Source organism: Sphingomonas sp. EU05-FHT14C10 (assembly GCF_058790595.1).
This window is the reverse complement of the sequence record NZ_JBYTEN010000005.1, coordinates 133,350-151,719: the sequence shown is the minus strand read 5'-3', so window position 1 is coordinate 151,719 and position 18,370 is coordinate 133,350. Positions and strand designations below refer to the sequence as shown.

15 protein-coding genes are annotated in these 18,370 nt (G+C 67.6%); 12 read left to right on the top strand and 3 right to left on the bottom strand.

The window, feature by feature from the left end; all coding sequences use genetic code 11:
- The first annotated feature begins 5 nt into the window (after positions 1–5).
- The 7 genes from nuoL to AC3WT0_RS07735 are packed head-to-tail and all read left to right on the top strand — an operon-like array spanning position 6 to position 8,503.
- Positions 6–2,045 (top strand): NADH-quinone oxidoreductase subunit L, encoded by a 2,040-nt coding sequence (nuoL, locus tag AC3WT0_RS07765; protein ID WP_492752823.1) that lies wholly within the window; start codon positions 6–8, stop codon positions 2,043–2,045.
- Positions 2,046–2,050: 5 nt separating this feature from the next.
- Positions 2,051–3,583 carry an NADH-quinone oxidoreductase subunit M gene (locus tag AC3WT0_RS07760; protein WP_492752821.1) on the top strand — a complete coding sequence of 511 codons (1,533 nt, stop codon included), beginning with the start codon at positions 2,051–2,053 and terminating at the stop codon, positions 3,581–3,583.
- Positions 3,583–5,055 (top strand): NADH-quinone oxidoreductase subunit NuoN, encoded by a 1,473-nt coding sequence (gene nuoN / locus AC3WT0_RS07755; RefSeq protein WP_492752818.1) that lies wholly within the window; start codon positions 3,583–3,585, stop codon positions 5,053–5,055. The genes AC3WT0_RS07760 and nuoN overlap by 1 nt, the downstream gene beginning before the upstream one ends.
- Entirely contained in the window at positions 5,055–5,759 is a 705-nt protein-coding gene (locus AC3WT0_RS07750; protein ID WP_492752926.1) for a biotin--[acetyl-CoA-carboxylase] ligase, read from the top strand. The genes nuoN and AC3WT0_RS07750 overlap by 1 nt, the downstream gene beginning before the upstream one ends.
- Before the next feature lie 11 nt (positions 5,760–5,770).
- Positions 5,771–6,553: a type III pantothenate kinase gene (locus AC3WT0_RS07745; RefSeq protein ID WP_492752815.1), complete on the top strand. Its 783-nt coding sequence runs from the start codon at positions 5,771–5,773 to the stop codon at positions 6,551–6,553.
- Between the two features lie 43 nt (positions 6,554–6,596).
- Positions 6,597–8,237, top strand: coding sequence for a ribonuclease J (locus AC3WT0_RS07740; protein WP_492752811.1), 1,641 nt, complete (start codon positions 6,597–6,599; stop codon positions 8,235–8,237).
- Positions 8,234–8,503 carry a DUF1467 family protein gene (locus AC3WT0_RS07735; RefSeq protein ID WP_492752810.1) on the top strand — a complete coding sequence of 90 codons (270 nt, stop codon included), beginning with the start codon at positions 8,234–8,236 and terminating at the stop codon, positions 8,501–8,503. The genes AC3WT0_RS07740 and AC3WT0_RS07735 overlap by 4 nt, the downstream gene beginning before the upstream one ends.
- 35 nt (positions 8,504–8,538) lie before the next feature.
- Here the strand turns inward: AC3WT0_RS07735 and AC3WT0_RS07730 are convergent, their stop codons facing one another.
- Entirely contained in the window at positions 8,539–10,833 is a 2,295-nt protein-coding gene (locus tag AC3WT0_RS07730) for a coiled-coil domain-containing protein (RefSeq protein WP_492752808.1), read from the bottom strand.
- An 84-nt stretch (positions 10,834–10,917) separates the two neighbouring features.
- Between AC3WT0_RS07730 and AC3WT0_RS07725 the strand changes: the two genes are divergently transcribed.
- From AC3WT0_RS07725 to AC3WT0_RS07710, 4 genes are all read left to right on the top strand, one after another.
- On the top strand, positions 10,918–11,217 hold the full coding sequence (locus AC3WT0_RS07725) for an Hpt domain-containing protein (RefSeq protein WP_492752805.1): 300 nt from the start codon (positions 10,918–10,920) through the stop codon (positions 11,215–11,217).
- A 71-nt stretch (positions 11,218–11,288) separates the two neighbouring features.
- The gene (locus AC3WT0_RS07720; RefSeq protein ID WP_492752802.1) at positions 11,289–12,470 is read left to right on the top strand and encodes a hypothetical protein; all 1,182 of its coding nucleotides are present in this window, start codon (positions 11,289–11,291) and stop codon (positions 12,468–12,470) included.
- Between the two features lie 35 nt (positions 12,471–12,505).
- Positions 12,506–13,603, top strand: coding sequence for a DUF2336 domain-containing protein (locus tag AC3WT0_RS07715; RefSeq protein ID WP_492752800.1), 1,098 nt, complete (start codon positions 12,506–12,508; stop codon positions 13,601–13,603).
- Complete coding sequence (locus tag AC3WT0_RS07710) at positions 13,600–14,943, top strand: sensor histidine kinase (RefSeq protein ID WP_492752799.1); 1,344 nt, start codon at positions 13,600–13,602, stop codon at positions 14,941–14,943. The genes AC3WT0_RS07715 and AC3WT0_RS07710 overlap by 4 nt, the downstream gene beginning before the upstream one ends.
- A gap of 371 nt (positions 14,944–15,314) precedes the next feature.
- Here the strand turns inward: AC3WT0_RS07710 and AC3WT0_RS07705 are convergent, their stop codons facing one another.
- The gene (locus AC3WT0_RS07705; protein WP_492752798.1) at positions 15,315–16,085 is read right to left on the bottom strand and encodes a class II aldolase/adducin family protein; all 771 of its coding nucleotides are present in this window, start codon (positions 16,083–16,085) and stop codon (positions 15,315–15,317) included.
- 92 nt (positions 16,086–16,177) lie between these two features.
- Between AC3WT0_RS07705 and AC3WT0_RS07700 the strand changes: the two genes are divergently transcribed.
- Positions 16,178–16,873 (top strand): Crp/Fnr family transcriptional regulator, encoded by a 696-nt coding sequence (locus AC3WT0_RS07700; protein ID WP_492752796.1) that lies wholly within the window; start codon positions 16,178–16,180, stop codon positions 16,871–16,873.
- Here the strand turns inward: AC3WT0_RS07700 and AC3WT0_RS07695 are convergent.
- Complete coding sequence (locus tag AC3WT0_RS07695) at positions 16,858–18,231, bottom strand: class II 3-deoxy-7-phosphoheptulonate synthase (RefSeq protein WP_492752794.1); 1,374 nt, start codon at positions 18,229–18,231, stop codon at positions 16,858–16,860. The two genes, AC3WT0_RS07700 and AC3WT0_RS07695, sit on opposite strands and share 16 nt — an antisense overlap.
- Between the last annotated feature and the right edge of the window lie 139 nt (positions 18,232–18,370).

The window sequence follows — 18,370 nt, the reverse complement described above, 5'->3', positions numbered from 1 at the left end:
GCGCCGTGATCCAGCTCATCGTCTTCCTGCCGCTGCTCGCTGCGATCGTCGCGGGCCTGGGCAACCGGATGCTCGGCAACACCATCGCCAAGTCGATCACGACGGGCGCGCTGTTCGTCTCGTGCGCGCTCAGCTGGCCGATCTTCATCGGCTTCCTCAAGGGCTCGGCAGTCGCCGGCGTCACCCCGGTGCTCGACTTCATCCACTCGGGCGACCTCAGCGTCGCCTGGGCGCTGCGCGTCGATACGCTGACGGCGGTGATGCTGGTGGTGATCACCAGCGTCTCGGCGCTCGTCCACCTCTATAGCTGGGGCTATATGGCGGAGGATCCGTCGCAGCCCCGCTTCTTCGCCTATCTGTCGCTGTTCACCTTCGCGATGCTGATGCTCGTGACCGCCGACAATCTGGTGCAGATGTTCTTCGGCTGGGAAGGGGTGGGCCTCGCATCCTACCTGCTGATCGGCTTCTGGTACACCAAGCCCTCGGCCAACGCCGCCGCCATCAAGGCCTTCGTGGTCAACCGCGTCGGCGACCTCGGCTTCATGATGGGCATCTTCGCGACCTTCCTGGTCTTCGGCACCATCTCGATCCCCGCGATCCTCGATGCCGCGCCGGGCATGGCCGGCACCACGATCGGCTTCCTCGGCGGCCGGTTCGAGGTGATGACGGTGATCTGCCTGCTGCTGTTCGTCGGCGCGTGCGGCAAGTCAGCGCAGCTTGGCCTCCACACCTGGCTTCCCGACGCGATGGAAGGCCCGACCCCGGTGTCGGCGCTGATCCACGCCGCGACGATGGTCACCGCCGGCGTGTTCATGGTCTGCCGCCTGTCGCCGATGTTCGAGGTGAGCCACACCGCGCTGACCGTCGTCACCTATGTCGGCGCCGCGACGGCGCTGTTCGCCGCGACCGTCGGCACGGTGCAGACCGACATCAAGCGCGTCATCGCCTATTCGACCTGTTCGCAGCTGGGCTACATGTTCTTCGCGGCGGGCGTCGGCGCCTACGGCGCGGCGATGTTCCACCTCTTCACCCACGCCTTCTTCAAGGCGCTGCTGTTCCTCGGTGCCGGTTCGGTGATCCACGCCATGCACCATGAGCAGGACATGCGCTATTATGGCGGCCTGTGGCGGAAGATTCCCTGGACTTTCGCGGCGATGACGGCGGGCACGCTGGCCATTACCGGCGTCGGCATTGCCGGCGTGTTCGGCTTCGCGGGCTTCTATTCGAAGGACGCGATCATCGAGGCGGCCTTCGCCAGCAACACGCAGGCGGGCGGCGTGGCTTTCGCGATCGGCGTGTTCGCGGCGCTGCTCACCAGCTTCTATTCGTGGCGTCTCGTTTTCCTGACCTTCTTCGGCAAGCCGCGCTGGTCGGGCAGCGAGCATATTCAGCATGCCGCGCACGACGCGCATGGGCATGACGATCATGCGCATCACGCGCACGACCATGGCCATGGCCATGGCGATCATGACGACGGCACGGCGGGCTATCACCCGCATGAAAGCCCGCTCAACATGCTGGTGCCGCTCATCCTGCTGAGTGTCGGCGCGATCTTCGCCGGCTTTGCCTTCGCCGGGCACTTCATCGATCCCGAACATGGCGGCGAGTTCTGGAAGGGCAGCCTCGCGTTCAACGAGCATCTGATGCACCACATGCATGAGATCCCCGAATGGGCGAAACTGTCGGCGACGGCGGCGATGCTGATCGGCTTCGTGATCGCCTGGGGCGCCTATATTCGCGCACCCGATTTTCCGGCCAAGTTCGCCGCGCAGTTCCACGCGCTGTACCGCTTCCTGCTCAACAAGTGGTATTTCGACGAGTTGTACAACGCGATCTTCGTCAAACCCGCCTTCGCCATCGGCCGCTTCCTGTGGCAGCGTGGCGACCAGGGCACGATCGACCGCTTCGGGCCTGACGGCGCTTCGGCAGCCGTCGCCTTCGCTAGCCGGCTGAGCGTGCGCCTGCAGAGCGGATACATCTACACCTATGCGCTGGTCATGCTGCTCGGCCTTGCCGGCGTGGCAACCTGGGCGATCGTTGGATAATGGGCATGAGCGGCTTTCCAATCCTGACCGTCATGCTGCTGGTGCCGACGCTCGGCGCCCTGGCATGTCTTTTCTCCTCCGCGCAGAATGCGCGCTGGATCGCGCTGGCGGCGACGCTGGTCGACCTGGTGCTGGGCATCCTGCTCTGGTCGAACTTCGACATCAGCGCCGGCGCGCCGCAGTGGCAGTTCGTCGAAAATCACGACCTGTTCGGTCGCTTCGCCTGGGCGCTGGGCATCGATGGCATCGCACTGATGCTGATCATGCTCTCGGTCTTCCTGATGCCGATCTGCATCGGCGCATCGTGGGAGTCGGTGAAGAAGCGCGTGCCCGAATATATGGCGCTGTTCTTGATCGTCGAAGTGCTGATGATCGGCACTTTCGCGGCGCAGGACCTGTTCCTCTTCTACATCTTCTTCGAAGCCGGCCTGATCCCGATGTATCTGATCATCGGCATCTGGGGCGGCGCACGGCGCATCTACGCGAGCTACAAGTTCTTCCTCTACACGCTGCTCGGATCGGTGCTGATGCTGATCGCGATGCTGTGGATGGCGCGCGAGGCGGGGACGACGTCGATCCCGGTGCTGCTCAACTATGACTTCCCGGTCGGGGCGCAGACCTGGCTGTGGCTGGCCTTCTTCGCGTCCTTCGCGGTCAAGACGCCAATGTGGCCGGTCCACACCTGGCTTCCCGACGCGCACGTCGAGGCGCCGACTGCGGGCTCAGTGATCCTGGCTGGCGTGCTGCTGAAGCTCGGCGGCTACGGCTTCATTCGCTTCTCGGTTCCGATGTTCCCCGAAGCCTCGCAACTGCTCGTCTGGGTCATCCTCGGGCTGTCGATGGTCGCGGTGGTCTACACCTCGCTCGTCGCGCTGGTACAGGCCGACATGAAGAAGCTGATCGCCTATTCGTCGGTCGCGCACATGGCGATCGTGACGATCGGCCTGTTCGCCTTCAACCGCCAGGGCCTCGAAGGCGCGATGATCGTGATGCTGAGCCACGGCGTGGTCTCCGGCGCGCTCTTCCTGTGTGTCGGCATCATCTATGATCGCCTGCACACCCGCGAGATTGCGCGCTACGGCGGGCTGGCGGAGAACATGCCGCGCTATGCGCTGTTCTTCATGCTCTTCACCATGGCCTCGATCGGCTTGCCGGGGACGAGCGGGTTCGTGGGCGAGCTTCTGTCGCTGATGGGCACCTATCAGGTGAGCAGTGTCGCGGCGATCGTCTGCACCACGGGCATCATTCTGGGCGCGGCCTACATGCTCTACCTTTACCGCCGCGTCGTTTTCGGCGCGCTGGTCAACGACGACGTGAAGGCGATGCCCGATCTGTCGGCGCGCGAAATCGCGCTGCTCGTGCCGCTCGCTGCCGCCGTGCTGTGGATGGGTGTCTATCCCGAGAGCTTCCTGAAGCCGATGCGTGGCGATATCGGGACGCTTGTCGCCCGCGTCGAGCGCGCGCGGCCCGAAGGCGATGCGCAGCTCGCCAAATCCGCTACCCAGCCCACTGTACAGGCGCATGAGGGGGCGCACTGATGAACTACGTCACCTCGCTTAGCCTCACCCTGCCCGAACTGATCCTGTCGATCGGTTCGCTGGCGCTGCTGATGGTCGCCGCCTATGCCGGGGATCGCGCCACGCGCGTGATCAACTGGCTTGCCGTCCTGCTTTTCGCCGGTGCCGCAGCCGCGCTGCTCGGCCCCGCCGGCAATGGCGGCGATGCCTTTGGCGGTCTGTACCGCGCGGATGCCTTCGCGGCCTTCGCCAAGCTGCTCATCTATATCGCCGCTGCCGTCTCCATCATCATGTCGCCCGATTTCTTCGCGCGTGACGTGCTGGGTGGGCGCAGCGGCCAATTGCGCGCCGAATATCCGATCCTCATCCTGCTCTCGGGCGTTGGCATGGGGATGATGGTGTCGGCGATCGACACGCTGACGCTTTATGTCGGGCTCGAGCTGCTCAGCCTTGCCTCCTACGTGCTGGCCAGCTTCATGCGGCGCGACGCGCGTTCGGCCGAGGCGGGGCTCAAATATTTCGTGCTCGGTTCGCTGGCGAGCGGCATCCTGCTCTACGGCATCTCGCTGCTCTACGGCTTCACCGCGACGACCTCGTTCGACGGCATCGCGGCGTCGATCGCCGCGCAGTCTGCGGCGGGGGGGATCAGCGGTGGCGTGATCTTCGGTCTCGTCTTCGTGCTCGCGGGCCTGGCCTTCAAGATCTCGGCGGTGCCGTTCCACATGTGGGCGCCCGACGTGTACGAAGGTTCGCCGACGCCGGTGACCGGTTTCTTCGCGACCGCGCCCAAGGTGGCGGCGATGGCGCTGTTCGTCCGCGTCTCGCTCGAGGCGCTCGGGCCGGCGACCGACGCATGGCGCCAGATCATCGTCTTCGTCGCGCTCGCCTCGATCCTGCTCGGCGCGTTCGGCGCGATCGGGCAGGCGAACATCAAGCGCCTGCTCGCCTATTCGTCGATCAACAATGTCGGCTTCGCGCTGGTCGGCCTCGCCGCCGGCACCCCCGAGGGTGCGGCTGCGACGATGACCTATATGGCGATCTACGTCGCGATGACGCTGGGCAGCTTCCTCGTCGTGCTCCAGATGCGCGACGCCGAGGGACGCCCGATCGAGACGATCGCCAGCCTGTCGGGCCTGTCGCAGTCGCGGCCGGGGCTGGCGCTTGCGCTCGCGATCTTCATGTTCTCGCTTGCGGGCATTCCGCCGCTGCTCGGCTTCTATGCCAAGTTCGTGGTGTTCGACGCGGCGGTGGCGGCCGGTTACTGGCCGCTGGCGGCGATCGGTATCGCGGCATCGGTGATCGGCGCCTTCTATTATCTGAAGGTCGTGAAGACGATGTATTTCGACGATGCGGCGGCGCCCTATGCGGCGTCGGAAAGCAAGATCGAATATGCGCTGCTCGCCATCTGCGCGCTCATCGTGTCGCCGCTCGGCTACTTCCTGATCCCGACGCTCGGTGGCGTGTCGCAGCTTGCCGCGAAGGCGCTCTTCTGATCAGCATCCGGACGGTCGCCGAGACCGCTTCGACCAACCAGGACATGATTGCCCTCGCCGCCGATGGGGCCGGCGAGGGCATGTGGCTTCGCGCCGAGCGCCAGACGGCGGGCCGGGGGCGGCTGGGACGCGACTGGGCGTCGCCGCCGGGCAATCTTTACGCCAGCACGCTGGTGCGCCTGCGGCCCGGCGATCCGTCCGCCGCGACGCTGGCCTTCGTGGCAGCGGTGGCGCTGGACGAGGTGGTCTCGGCCTATGCCGATCCCGCTTCGCTCGTGCTCAAATGGCCCAACGACCTGATGCTCGATGGCGCCAAGCTGTCGGGCATATTGCTGGAGCGCAGCGGCGAGGCCGTGGTCATCGGCATCGGTGTCAATCTGGCGACGCACCCGACGCTTGCCGATCGCAAGACCAGCAGCCTGGCGGGTGCCGGTTTCGGCGCGCCCGATCCGGGGCTGTTCCTTGCCGATCTGGCCGAGGCCGTCGAGCGCTGGCTGGCGATCTGGCGGCGCGGGCTGGGCGCCGTGCTGGCACGCTGGCAGGATCGCGCGCATCCGCGCGGCACTGCGCTTACCGTGCGCCTGCCCGGCGGATGCGAACGCGAAGGATTGTTCGACGGGCTTGACGCCGACGGCGCGCTGAGGCTCCGTCTGGCTGGCGGTGAGATCGAGACGGTCCACGCCGGCGACGTTTTCATGGTTTGAGGGGACCGCCGATGCTGCTCGTGATCGACGCAGGGAATACCAACGTCGTCTTCGCGCTTTTCGACGGCGATGCGATCAAGGCGCGCTGGCGCATCGCGACCGACCCGCGCCGCACGGCCGACGAATATGCGGTGTGGCTGCACCAGCTGCTGCTGCTCGAAGGCCTGTCGCGCGACGTGGTGAAGGCGGTGGTGATAGGCACGGTGGTGCCGCGCGCGCTCCACAATCTCGAGGTGCTGGCGAGCAAATATTTCGGCGTCGAGGCCGAGGTGGCGGGGCGCGGCGCGCTCGGCTGGGGGATCAAGCTCGACGTGGTCGAGCCCGACACGGTGGGTGCGGACCGCGTGCTCAATGCGATCTCCGCCCATGCCCAGCACAAGGGCGACCTGATCGTCATCGATTTCGGCACCGCGACGACCTTCGACGTGGTGGATTATGACGGGGCCTACAAGGGCGGGGTGATCGCGCCGGGGCTCAACCTGTCGCTCGACGCGCTGGTTGCCGCCGCCGCGAAGCTGCCGCGCATCGCGATCGAGGCGCCGGCCGACAATTCGGTGATCGGCCGCACCACCGAGGATCAGATGCTGATCGGTATCTACTGGGGCTATGTGGCGATGATGGAAGGCATGACCCAGCGGATCAAGGCCGAGATCGGCCGCCCCGCGAAGGTCGTCGCCACCGGCGGTCTCGCCGTGCTGTTCGACGATCACACCGATCTGTTCGACGCGGTCGACCCCGACCTGACGATCAGGGGGCTGGCGATGCTTTACGCCCGCGCCCATATGAAGGCTTGAATCCGCGCGTCCTGACTAGCGCGCCGCAATATGAAAGTTTGGGATGAAACCCGGTAAAGAACTGATTTTTCTTGCCCTTGGCGGCTCGGGCGAGATTGGCATGAACGTCAATCTCTATGGCTGCGAAGGCAAATGGGTGATGGTCGACTGCGGCCTCACCTTCGCCGACCCCGGCTATCCGGGCGTCGAGCTGATCCTGCCCGATCTGGCCTTCATCGAGGAGCGCGCCGACGATCTGCTCGGCATCGTGCTGACCCACGGCCATGAAGACCATATCGGCGCGCTGCCCTATCTCGCCGCCGACCTCGGCGTGCCGCTCTATGCAACGCCCTTCACCGCGGGGCTGATCCGCGGCAAGCTGGAGGAAGAGGGGATTGCCGACAAGGTGACGCTCAACGTCATCGAGAATGAAGGCAGCTTCGCGCTCGGCCCCTTCGGCTTCCGCTACGTGCCGCTGGCGCACTCGATCCCCGAGGGCAATGCGGTGCTGATCGACACGCCCTATGGTCGCATCTTCCACACCGGCGACTGGAAGCTGGACGAGGAGCCGCTGCTCGGCACCCCCTCGACCGCCGCCGAGCTGGAAGCGATCGGCGACGAAGGCGTGCTCGCGCTGGTCGGCGATTCGACCAACGTGTTCAACGAAGAGGCTTCGGGATCCGAAGCCGCGGTCCGCGAGGGGCTGGACGGGGTGATCGCGGGTGCCAAGGGGCGCGTGCTCGTCACCACCTTCGCGTCGAACGCGGCGCGGCTGCAGACGCTGGGCGAAGTCGCGCGTGACACCGGGCGGCGCATCTGCGTCGCGGGGCGCTCGCTCGACCGCATCCTGCGCGTCGCCAAGAGCGTCGGCTATCTGAAGGATTTTCCGGCGCCCGTCGATTTCGACGAGGCGATGCGCCTGCCGCCGCATGAGGTGATGATCGTCGCGACGGGCGGGCAGGGCGAGGCGCGCGCCGCGCTGTCGCGGATCGCGATGGGCCAGCACCAGATCAAGCTTTCGACCGGCGACCTCGTCGTCTTCTCGTCGAAGCAGATACCGGGCAACGAGATCGCCATCGGGCGCATCCAGAATGCGCTGGCGAGCGCCGGCATCCAGATGATCACCGATCGTCAGGCGCACGTCCACGTCTCCGGCCATCCGGGGCGACCCGAACTGGCGCTGATGTACAGGTGGATCCGGCCGCACATCGTGCTGCCCGTGCATGGCGAGATGCGCCACATGGTCGAACAGGCACGCTTCGCGCTGTCGCAGGGTGTGCCCGAGGCGGTGGTGCAGGAAAACGGCATGATGATCCGCCTCGCGCCCGGCGAGCCCAAGGTGATCGGGCGCGAGCGCGTCGGTCGTCTCGTCCTCGATGGCGACGTGATCCTGCCGGCCGACGGTACGACGATCAACGAGCGGCGGCGCATCTCGGCCTATGGCCAGATCTCGGTCGCGGTTGCGCTCGACGCGAAGGGGCGGCTCGCGGCCGAACCCGAGGTGCGCATTCAGGGCGTGCCGGTGGAGGAAGACCGCGAGGATTTCCTCGACGAGGCACGCGATGCCGCAGGCGAGGCGGCCGGATCGGGCGAGCGCGACGAAGCCCGGCTGCGTGAGGCGATCCGCCTTGCCGTCCGACGCAAGGCGGCCGAATGGACGGGCAAGAAGCCGATCGTCGATGTGCTGCTGCTGAGAGTGAAGTGAACGCCTATTCGATCTTCGCCATCTATGCGCTGTTCTGGACGCTCGCGGCCTTCGTAGTGATGCCCTTCGGCGTCCGCACCTATGACGAGGCGGGCGCCGAGCGCGTGCCGGGGCAGGCGGACAGCGCGCCGCACGATTTCAAATGGGGCCGGATGCTGGCCGCGACGACCCTCCTCGCCGCGATCGCCTTCGGCCTCTTCTACGCCAATTATGTCTATGGCTGGATCGGGGTCGAGGACATCAACCCGTTCAAGTGGAAAGGCTGAACGGCCGATCCGCCTGAGCGGACCGGGCCGGCACCTCAGGTCCGCAGCCGCTCGATCGCCTGCGCGAGTGCGACGTAAAGCTTGCCCATGTCCGACGAGAGGATCGTCACGCCGAGCGGCGAACCCTCGCGCGAATTGAGGACGGTGCGCAGCATCGCCTCGAAATCATGGACGTAGCGGTTCACCTGCTCGCGGAAATCCGGCTCTTCCTCATAATGACGGAGCAGTTCGCGCGCCTCGGCCGCGTCGAGCAGGCGGACCGCGCGGCGCGTGAAGACGCCGCGATCGCCCTTCAGATAGGCGGCCCACGCGCTGTCGGTGACTTCGTTCGACAGCAGCTTGGTCACGTCGATCGCGGTCGAGTTGAGCGATTCGATGAGCAGCGAGACGCGGCGCGCGAAGGTTTCGCGCGTGGCTTCGTCAGCGGCGGTGCGCGCGACTTCGAAATGGCTATCGATCTCGGCGCTGGTCGCCGACATGATCTGCATCTGCTCGGTCAGGCGCTGCGAGGCGTTGCTGGCGGATTCGACGGCCTGCTTCGCTGCGCCGGTGATCGCTGCGATCTGCGCCTCGAGCCGGTTGGTGACGGCGGACTCAAGCGCTTCGGCGCTGGCTTCGGACAGCGCGCGCGTCGAATCGGGGATGATCCGCGTCATCGCCTCGCGTGCCTGCTCGGCCGCCTGCTCGGCGCTTTCGCGGACGCGGCCCATCACCGCGATGAGCTGCGGACCCGAATGATCGCTGAAGCTGCGCGCCTGCGCATCGGCATCGGCGAGGAGCGAGGCGAGCGACTGCGCGCCTTCGCGGCCGGCGGCGAGCTGGCCAGTGGCAGCTTCGGTCAGGAGCGCAATGGCCTGGCGTTGCTGGTCGAGCAGCTTTTCGGCCTGCGCCAGCCGGTCGATTGTCTCGCCGGCTGCGGCTTCGAGCTGGGCAATGCCGGGGGCAATGCCGGCAATGCGATCGCGACTCGAGCCAGTGAGCGCGTCGAGCCGGGCAAGCGCGCCGGGCAGCGTCTCGTCGATCTCGCGCGCGCTGGCGTCGAGCGCAGTGAGCAGCGTCTCGGCGCGCCCGATGAGCGATTCGGCCGAGGTCGCGCCGGTGGACAGCGCGCCCGAAAGCCGGTCGGCATGGCCCGAAAGCGCGGCGATCGCCTCGCCCAGCCGCTCGGTGCGCTGGGCGCTGTCGCTGTCGAGCGCGGCGAGCCGCGCTTCGATGTCGCCGAGCCCGTTGGTAAGCCAGGAGATCATAGCATGGCCGCTATGGTCATGCGCGGTCAGTGCCTTGCCGATCGCATCGACCTCGGCCGTGACCTGCGTGATCCGCTGCGCGAGCGACTGGGCATCCTCGGCATTGGCGCTGGCGATCAGCGCGCGCGTCTGCTCGACCGAGGCGCGCATGGCTTCCGTCTGGACCTCGATCCCGCGCCGCGTCTCTTCAAGCGCGTCGGAGGTGCGGGCGAGTGCGGAATCGACGAGCGTATTCATGCGCGCCGCGCCGTCCTCGAGCTTCTGGCCCGCCGTCGCATGCGTCGTCTCGATCAACCCCAGATGCTCGGCCAGCCGGCGTGCGGCGCCATCGGCGATCGATTGTGCTTCGCGCCCCTGCTCGCCAAGCGCGGCAAGCTGCGCGGCGAGGGCGTCGGCCTGCTCGACAGCGCCGGCGCCGGCTTCCTGCAGCGCGGCGGCCGTCTGGCGTGCCTGAACCTGCGCCTTGGGCAGGTTGGCGAGCAAGGCGGCCATGTCGGCGCGCGCGGCTTCCGCAGACTTGGTCAGCGTTTCGGCGTGGCGGTCAATTGCGGCGGCCTCGTCGCGCATCGCGCCGTTGATCGCGGCAAGGCGTTCGGTTGAGCGTTCGCCGGTCGTCAGCAGATCCTCGGCCTGTCCGGCGAGCGCGGCGCGGCCTTCGGCGAGGCGGGCGTTGAGGTTTGCGACGCGCGCCTCGAGGGCGGCGGCCTCGTTGCGCATCGCGGCAGCGGTGGCGGCGAAGCGCTGCGCTTCGCGCCGGCTGTTGCGCATCGCGAGCAGATAGATGACGCCGATCAGCGCCAAGGGTGCGCTGGCGACGGCGATCGCCAGCCCGATCTGCGGCGCGGCGGGGCGCGCATAGTCGAAGCCGGTCAGCGTCGCCCAGATCGCGAAGCAGACCCAGCTGACCGCAAGCAGCGCACATAAAATCGCGGCGACCGGGCGCTCGGGCTCGGGCGCTTCCGGCTCCTCATAATCCACAAGGCCAGTGTCCGCGAAATCGCTGTCCGCGCGTTCGGCCTGAAAACTTGCCTGGGGCGGAGGGGCATCGCCCCAGAGCCCGACGATCTTCGATCCCCCGGTCATGACGACGATCTTACCAGTTTTTGACAGCATGAGAACGGGGGGTGACAAGACATTGTTAACCCTGTCGCCCTTAAGACACGCTTCATGGCCTATGATCCCGGAGCCCTCGAAACCGCGCTTGCCGCCGCCGTCGGCGACGATCCGGCGCTGATCCTTGAGCTTCGCCGTGCTTTTCTCGAAAGCGCACGCCAGCATCTCGATTCGCTGCGCGGCGCTGCGACGGCGACCGAATGGCAGGAAGCGGCCTATCGTCTGAAGGGGCTTGCCGCGAGCTTCGGCGCGACCACGCTAATGGACGCGGCCGATGCCGCCGCCGAGGAACCCGCCGGCACGCAGGCGGCGCTTCGCCTTGTCGAGCGCGCGTTGGCCCGTTTCGGGCGCTGAGACGCGCTCTTTGCAACTGACACGCTAAGTGCTTAACGCTGCCGCTCCATTGGGGCGGGAGTGTTTCTGAAGTGCTGGCTGGACTGATCGTCGCATGCGCGGAGGCGGAAGGCGAAACGGCCTTGCGCGCCGAACTGCCGATCGCGGGCCAGACGCTGATCGAGCATCAGGCCCGCCTGCTTGCCGCCGCCGGTGCGGCGCACATCATCATTCTTGTCGAAAGGCTGCCCGCGCCGCTGCTGGCCGCGATCGACCGGCTGAAGCGCGATGGGCTGGGCGTCGACATCGCACGCAGCGTTGCTGATGCCGCCGACCGTATCCACCCGGAGGAGCGCCTGCTGCTCGTCGCCGACGGGCTGGTGACGGGGGCGGCGACGCTCGATCATCTGCTGACGCATGAAGGATCGGCGATCCTGACGCTGCCCGATCGGCCCGAGACGGCGGACTGGGAGCTGATCGACGCGCAGACGCGCTGGGGTGGGCTGCTGCTGCTCGACGGCGAACTCATGCGGTCGACGGCGGCGATGCTGGGCGACTGGGACCTGCAATCGACCTTGCTGCGCCGCGCCGTGCAGGCCGGCGCGCGTTTCGTCGAGGCGCCGGGCGGGACGCTCGTCATCCTCGATTCGCGCGCGCTGTCCGAACCGATCCAGGATGCGTTGGGGCGCGAAGCGGCCGAGCAGCCGCGCGGGCTGGTCGATCGCTTCATCTTCGCGCCGCTGGCGCGGCTTGCGGCGCCGCGAGCGATGCGCGCGATGCTGGCGCCGATCTGGTTCGACTGGGCGGCGATCGGGCTGACCGTGCTGGCGGCGATGATTTTCGCGGCGGGCTGGGCCTGGCCGGGGCTGGTCCTGCTCCTGCTCGCCGGGCCGGTCGAGGCGGTCGGGCGTTGGCTGGCGACATTGGCGTGGCGTCACAATGCCCCGGAAAACTGGCGCATCGCCGCGACGGGCGGGGCCTGGCTGACGCTGGGCTGGCGGCTGTTTCGCGACGGGGCGGGCTGGGGGGCGCTGCTGCTCGCCGCGACCGCAATCGCGCTGTGGATCGCGATCCGCGATCATCACCGTTTCGTCGGACGCCCCGCGCGTCCGCCGCTGTGGCTTGCCTCGCTCGACGAGCTGATCTGGTTGCAATTGCCCTTCGCGCTGCTCGGCTTCTGGACCGTCGGGCTGGGGGTTGCGGCGCTCTATCTTTTCGCCACGCTGCTGATGACCCAGCGCCTTACCGCCCGCAAGGGTAACGAACGGCCTTAACGGCCTTTTCACGACAGGGCGGCTAAGGGGGCGTCATGTCTGTTGCGATCAGAGACGGGGGAGCGGAAGCCGCGCCCGGAGCCGGGCGGCTGCTTGCGGCTGCGGCGCGGGCGGCGCTGAGTGCCGCCGATCGCGACGCCAACCTTGCCGTCGACTTCTTCCTACCCGCGGGCGGCCGCCCTTCCGACGCCGCGCGCGCCGGGATGTCGCGGCTGTTCGACCAGCTTGTCGGCGGGATCGAGGCCGACCTGCGCGCGGCGCTGGGCCCGCGAATCGAGGAGCAGTGGCCGGCGGCGGCGGCGGCGCTTGCCAGCCCGCGCGTGCCGATCGCATTGCCGATTCTCGATCGTGCCGGGTTGTTGCGCGACGCAGAACTGATCGCCTTTCTTGCCGGGCGCGCCGCCACGTGCCGGATGGTCGCCGGCCTGCGTCCCGTCGCCGAGATGGGCAATGATCCCGTCGCCGGCACCGGGCAGGCTGCGGACCTGCTTGCGGCTGACCGTGCGCTCATGCTTGCCGAGGCGCGGCGCACCGATGCGGCCTATGAGCCCGCGATCGATCAGCGCGACGTACCTGCGGAGCTTTTCCATCGTCTCGTCTGGCGAATCGCGGCAGCGCTGCGCGACTATCTCGTCCGCCTGCACGATATGCCGGCGGCGCTGGCCGATCGCCTGATTTCCGACATCGGGCGCGCGATCGCCGACGCGCATGACGAAGGCGAGACGATCGATGCCGTTGCCATCCGCCTTGCGCGTGCCTTTGCCGAGGGGGGTGGGATCGACGATCGCCGGCTGCTCGACGCCTGGACGCGCGGGCGAGTCGAACTGGTGGCGGCCTTGCTCGCGCCGCTTGGTGGGATTCCCTACGATCATGCGCTGGCGGCGTTGCGCGATGCCGCGCCCGACCGGCTGGCTTTGCTGTTGAAGGCGTCGGGCGTGGGGCGCGACGTGGCGCTGGCCATTCTCGTCCAGCATGCGGCGATCAACGGGGTCGGCGAGCCCCGCCTCATCGACTGCGTCGACGATTTCTCCGTGCTCGAACCCGCTGCAGCGCGCGAGGCGGTCGAGGCGTGGAGGCTCGACGAGGGCTATCGGCAGGCGCTGGCCGCGCTTGCGGAACGGAGCGCGGCATGACCGGGGCCGATCTGGTGCATGCGCGCGTCGACGCCGACGGGCGGCTGATCGAGGCCGATGCGGCTTTCGCTGCGCTCAACGCCAAGGCCGGGGGCGCCAATGGCGCGCCGATCGCGATCGCATCGGTCGCGGCGCTGGTGCGGCTGGCGCGGCGGCTGGGCATCCTCGTGTCGCGCGCGGTGGTCGTCCCCGATGGCGACCGCGATCTCGACCTGTGGGTGCGCGCCAAGCCCGATGCGGAGGGCGTTGCGCTCGCGATCGCCGGATGGAGCCCTCGACCTGCCGCGCAGCCGGCGCCGGCCTCGCCCGTCGAGCGCCAGCATGACTATATGCGCTCGCGCGCCGACTGGCTGTGGGAGACCGATGCCGCGCTCAACCTGATCCTGCTCCAGCCGGAGGATGCCGGCGTCGAGGTGGCGGCGTTGATCGGCCAGCCTTTGACGCGGCTGTTCAGCGTGCGCGAGGAAAGCGACGGGGCCATGCCGCTGCTGGCGGCGCTCGCGGCGCACCGGCCGTTCAGCGGGCAGCCCGCGCTGCTGCGCCCCACCGGTGCGCAGATTCGCCTGGCGGCCGTACCGCTGATCGACGGCAACGGGCAGTTTGCGGGTTATCGCGGCAGCGCGCTGCTCGATCTCGATCCGCCCGCGCCCCCGGCGGCGACGCCGGTGGACGATGCGTTCGGCGAGCGGCTCGACGCTGCGCTGCGCACCCCGCTGGGCCGGATCGTCGCGAGCGCCGAAGGACTGAGTTCGCGCGCCAGCGGACCGCTGCGCCGCGACTATGCCGAATATGCGCACGACATCGCGAGCGCCGGGCGTCATCTGCTCGCGCTGGTCGACGATCTGGTCGACCTGCAGGCGATCGAGCGCCCCGATTTCCGCCCGATCAGCGAGCCCGTCGATCTCGCCGAGCTGGCGCGCAACGCATCGGGGCTGCTCAACGTCCGCGCGGCGGGGCGCGGTATCCGCATCGATGCGCCGCCGCGCGACGAGACCTTGTGGGCGGTGGGCGATTATCGCCGCGCGCTCCAGATCATGGTCAATCTGATCGGCAATGCAGTGCGCCATTCGCCCGCCGACGCGATGATCTGGGTGCGGTGCGAGCAGGAAGGCGGCCGTGCGGTGGCGATCGTCGCCGATCAGGGGCGTGGCATCGATCCTGCCGACCATGAACGCATTTTCGAGAAGTTCGTCCGCGTCGCGCCCGAGGAAGGCAGCGGCAGCGGGCTGGGGCTCTATATCGCGCGCCGCCTTGCCTGTGCGATGGGCGGCGACATCGTGGTCGACAGCGCGCCGGGGCAAGGCGCGCGCTTTCATTTCAGCCTGCCGCTGGGGGATTGAGGCGGAGGGGCGTTCGGCTTGCCGCCCCATATCGTCATTGCGAGGCCGCAGGCCGAAGCAATCCAGTTTCGCGCCGGGCATCGTCTGGATTGCTTCGCTGCGCTCGCAATGACGATGTAGTCAGCGTGACGATGGTTGCTGTAGGGAATGGCGGAAAATCGCGATTCCGGTCTCTGGAAGTTGACAAAGTTGAGAGGCTGGAGCGCTTTTCTCAACTTCGAATCTCGGGCGATGTCAAAGAACCGGGCGGGCCGCCCGGCCATCGGCATAGCATCGCCGCGGGGCTGTAGGACAGGTTGATCGCAGGAAGCGTCGCCCCGGAACGAGTCCGGGGCAACGCCATGATCGCCCGGGCCCGGCGGGCGCCGGACCTAGTTTCTGAAGCTCGGGTCGATCCGGTCGAGCTTGCGAAGCAGGGCGGGCCAGGCGAGCGCCTGCGCGAGCATGCCGAGGCCCTTGGGATTGGCCTGCCCGGCGACCTTGTCTTCCACGCCCTGCGGCGGATTGTTGAGATTCTCGCGGCCCGCCGAGAGCATCATCACCTGCGCTTCGCACGCGCGCTCGAGGAAATAGAGGCGGACGAAGCAGGAGCCGACCGTTTCGCCGACCGCGAGTGTGCCGTGGTTGCGCAGGATCATCGCGTTCTTGGTGCCGAGATCCTCGACGAGGCGCTCGCGCTCGTCGAGGTCAGTCGCGATGCCTTCATAGTCATGATAGGCGACATCGTGCTGCGCGATCATCGCGGTCTGGGTGTGCGGCAGCAGGCCGAATTCCATTGCCGACACCGCCTGGCCGTGCGGCGTGTGAAGATGCATCACGGCATGGGCGTCGTCGCGCGCCATGTGGATCGCCGAGTGGATGGTGAAGCCCGCCGGGTTCACCGGCGCCGTCGCCTCGCCCACCGGATTGCCGTCGATATCGATCTTGACCAGCGACGATGCGGTGATCTCCTCGAACATCATATTATAGGGGTTGATGAGGAAATGATGCTCCGGCCCCGGCACGCGCGCCGAGAGGTGAGTGAAGATCAGATCGTCCCAGCCGTAAAGCGCGACCAGCCGGTATGCGGCGGCGAGATCGACGCGCGCCTGCCATTCCTCGGCCGAATATTGGGTCTGATTGTCCTTGATCGCCGTCGCCATCGTCTCTCTCCTTTTCAGGCACGATAACATGAGGCGCGGCGCAAGATTGTAAGCATCTTTACAATTGAGGTGTGGAGGCGGATGGTTCCGCCATGGCCGACGCCGATCCCCATGCCGTCCTCGACCGCGACCCCTGGTTCGCGTCGCTCGATCGCGCGATCGCCGAAGCGATGAAGGCGGCGGGGCGCGTGCGCCGGCACGCGGCGGGCGCCGCCGTCTATCATCTGGGCGACGATCCCAACGGGCTGCATCTGGTGATCGCGGGCGAGGTGCGGCTGCTCAGCTATTCGGAAGCGGGCGCGCAGATGGTCGCGCTGGTGGCGCGCGCGGGCGACTGGTTCGGCGAGCTGTCGACGATCGACGGGCGCGAACGGCCGCAGGATGCGATCGCGGCGGGCGAAGTCAGCCTCTTCTCGCTCGACCAGCCGGCGGTCGAGCGCATCGCGGCGGGCCATCCCGCGATCTGGCGCGCGATCGGCGTGCTGTCCTGCCGACATCAGCGGCAGGCGCTGGCCTATATCGATACGCTCGTCTCGCTGCCGCCGCGCGCGCGGATCGCGGCGATGCTGGCGGGGCGGCTGATGCGCGAGAGCGACGGCGCCGTGCTCGTCTCGCAGGAGCAGATCGCGGCAGGGGTGGGGTTGTCGCGGCAGACGGTCAACGCGACGCTGCGCGATTTCGAGCGGCGGGGGCTGGTCAGGCGCGGCTACGGCCGGATCGAGATTGTCGATCCGGCCGCGTTGCGCCGCATCAGGGCCGGTTCAATGAGCGCTCAGGCGGCCGCCTGACGACGCTCCTTGATTTCCTGATTGAGCATTTCGGCCAGCAGGAAAGCGAGTTCGAGCGACTGGCCGGCGTTGAGGCGCGGATCGCAGTGCGTGTGGTAGCGATCGGCCAGGCTCTGCTCGGTCACGTCGACCGCGCCGCCGGTGCATTCGGTGACGTTCTGGCCCGTCATCTCGGCATGGATGCCGCCCGCGAACGTTCCTTCGGCGCGGTGGACGGCGAAGAAGCCGCGCACCTCGGCGAGGATGCGGTCGAAGGGCCGCGTCTTGTAGCCGTTCGCCGCCTTGATGACGTTACCGTGCATCGGATCGCATGACCAGACCACCGGATGCCCCTCGCGCTTCACCGCGCGGACGAGGCGGGGGAGGCCCGATTCGATCTTGTCGTAGCCGTAGCGCGTGATCAGCGTCATGCGGCCCGGCTGGCGGCCGGGGTTGAGCGTGTCGAGCATGCGCAGCAACGCATCGGGCTCGAGGCTCGGCCCGCACTTCATGCCGATCGGATTGCCGATGCCGCGCAGGTATTCGACGTGCGCGCTGCCCTCGAACCGGGTGCGGTCGCCGATCCACAGGAAGTGGGCCGAGGTATCGTACCAGTCGCCGGTCAGCGAATCCTGCCGCGTCATTGCCTGCTCATAGGGGAGCAGCAGCGCTTCGTGGCTGGTGTAGAAGCTGGTGGCCTTGAGCTGAGGCACCGTTTCCGGATTGATCCCGCACGCCGCCATGAAGTCGAGCGCTTCGCTGATCCGGTCCGCCGTCTCGGCATATTTCTTGGCCCAGGGGCTGCGGCCCATGAAATCATGGGTCCAGCGATGGACCTGCAGCAGATTGGCATAGCCGCCCTGCGCGAAGGCGCGCAGCAGATTGAGCGTCGCCGCCGACTGGCTGTAGGCGCGGATCATTCGCTGCGGATCGGGCAGGCGGCCTTCGGGGGTGAAGGCGATGTCGTTGACATTGTCGCCGCGATAGGAGGGCAGGACGACGCCGTTCTGTTCCTCGGTATCGGCCGAGCGCGGCTTGGCGAACTGCCCCGCCATGCGGCCGACCTTCACCGTCGGCAGCTTCGACGCATAGGTCAGCACCACCGCCATCTGGAGGATGACGCGGAACGTGTCGCGGATATTGTTCGGATGGAACTCGGCGAAGCTCTCGGCGCAGTCGCCGCCCTGGAGCAGGAAAGCCTTGCCCTGCGCAACCTCGGCCAGCTCGCTCGTCAGCGCACGCGCCTCGCCCGCAAAGACCAGCGGGGGAAACGAGCCAAGCTCGGTCGTCGCCGCGTCGAGACGCGCCGCATCAGGGTAGGTCGGGAGCTGGCGCGCCTCATGGCGAGTCCAGCTGTCGGGCGTCCACTTCGCCGCCATATTTCGTTCCTTTCGTCGCGCCGCATTGATGGAAACGGGCGCAAATTGCAACGAAGGCGTGATTGGGTGCGCGAAAGCCGACCTGAAGAGCCGGGGTTTCCCGTTCGGGAATGCGGCTTTCGCGCGTGTGCGACGCCGG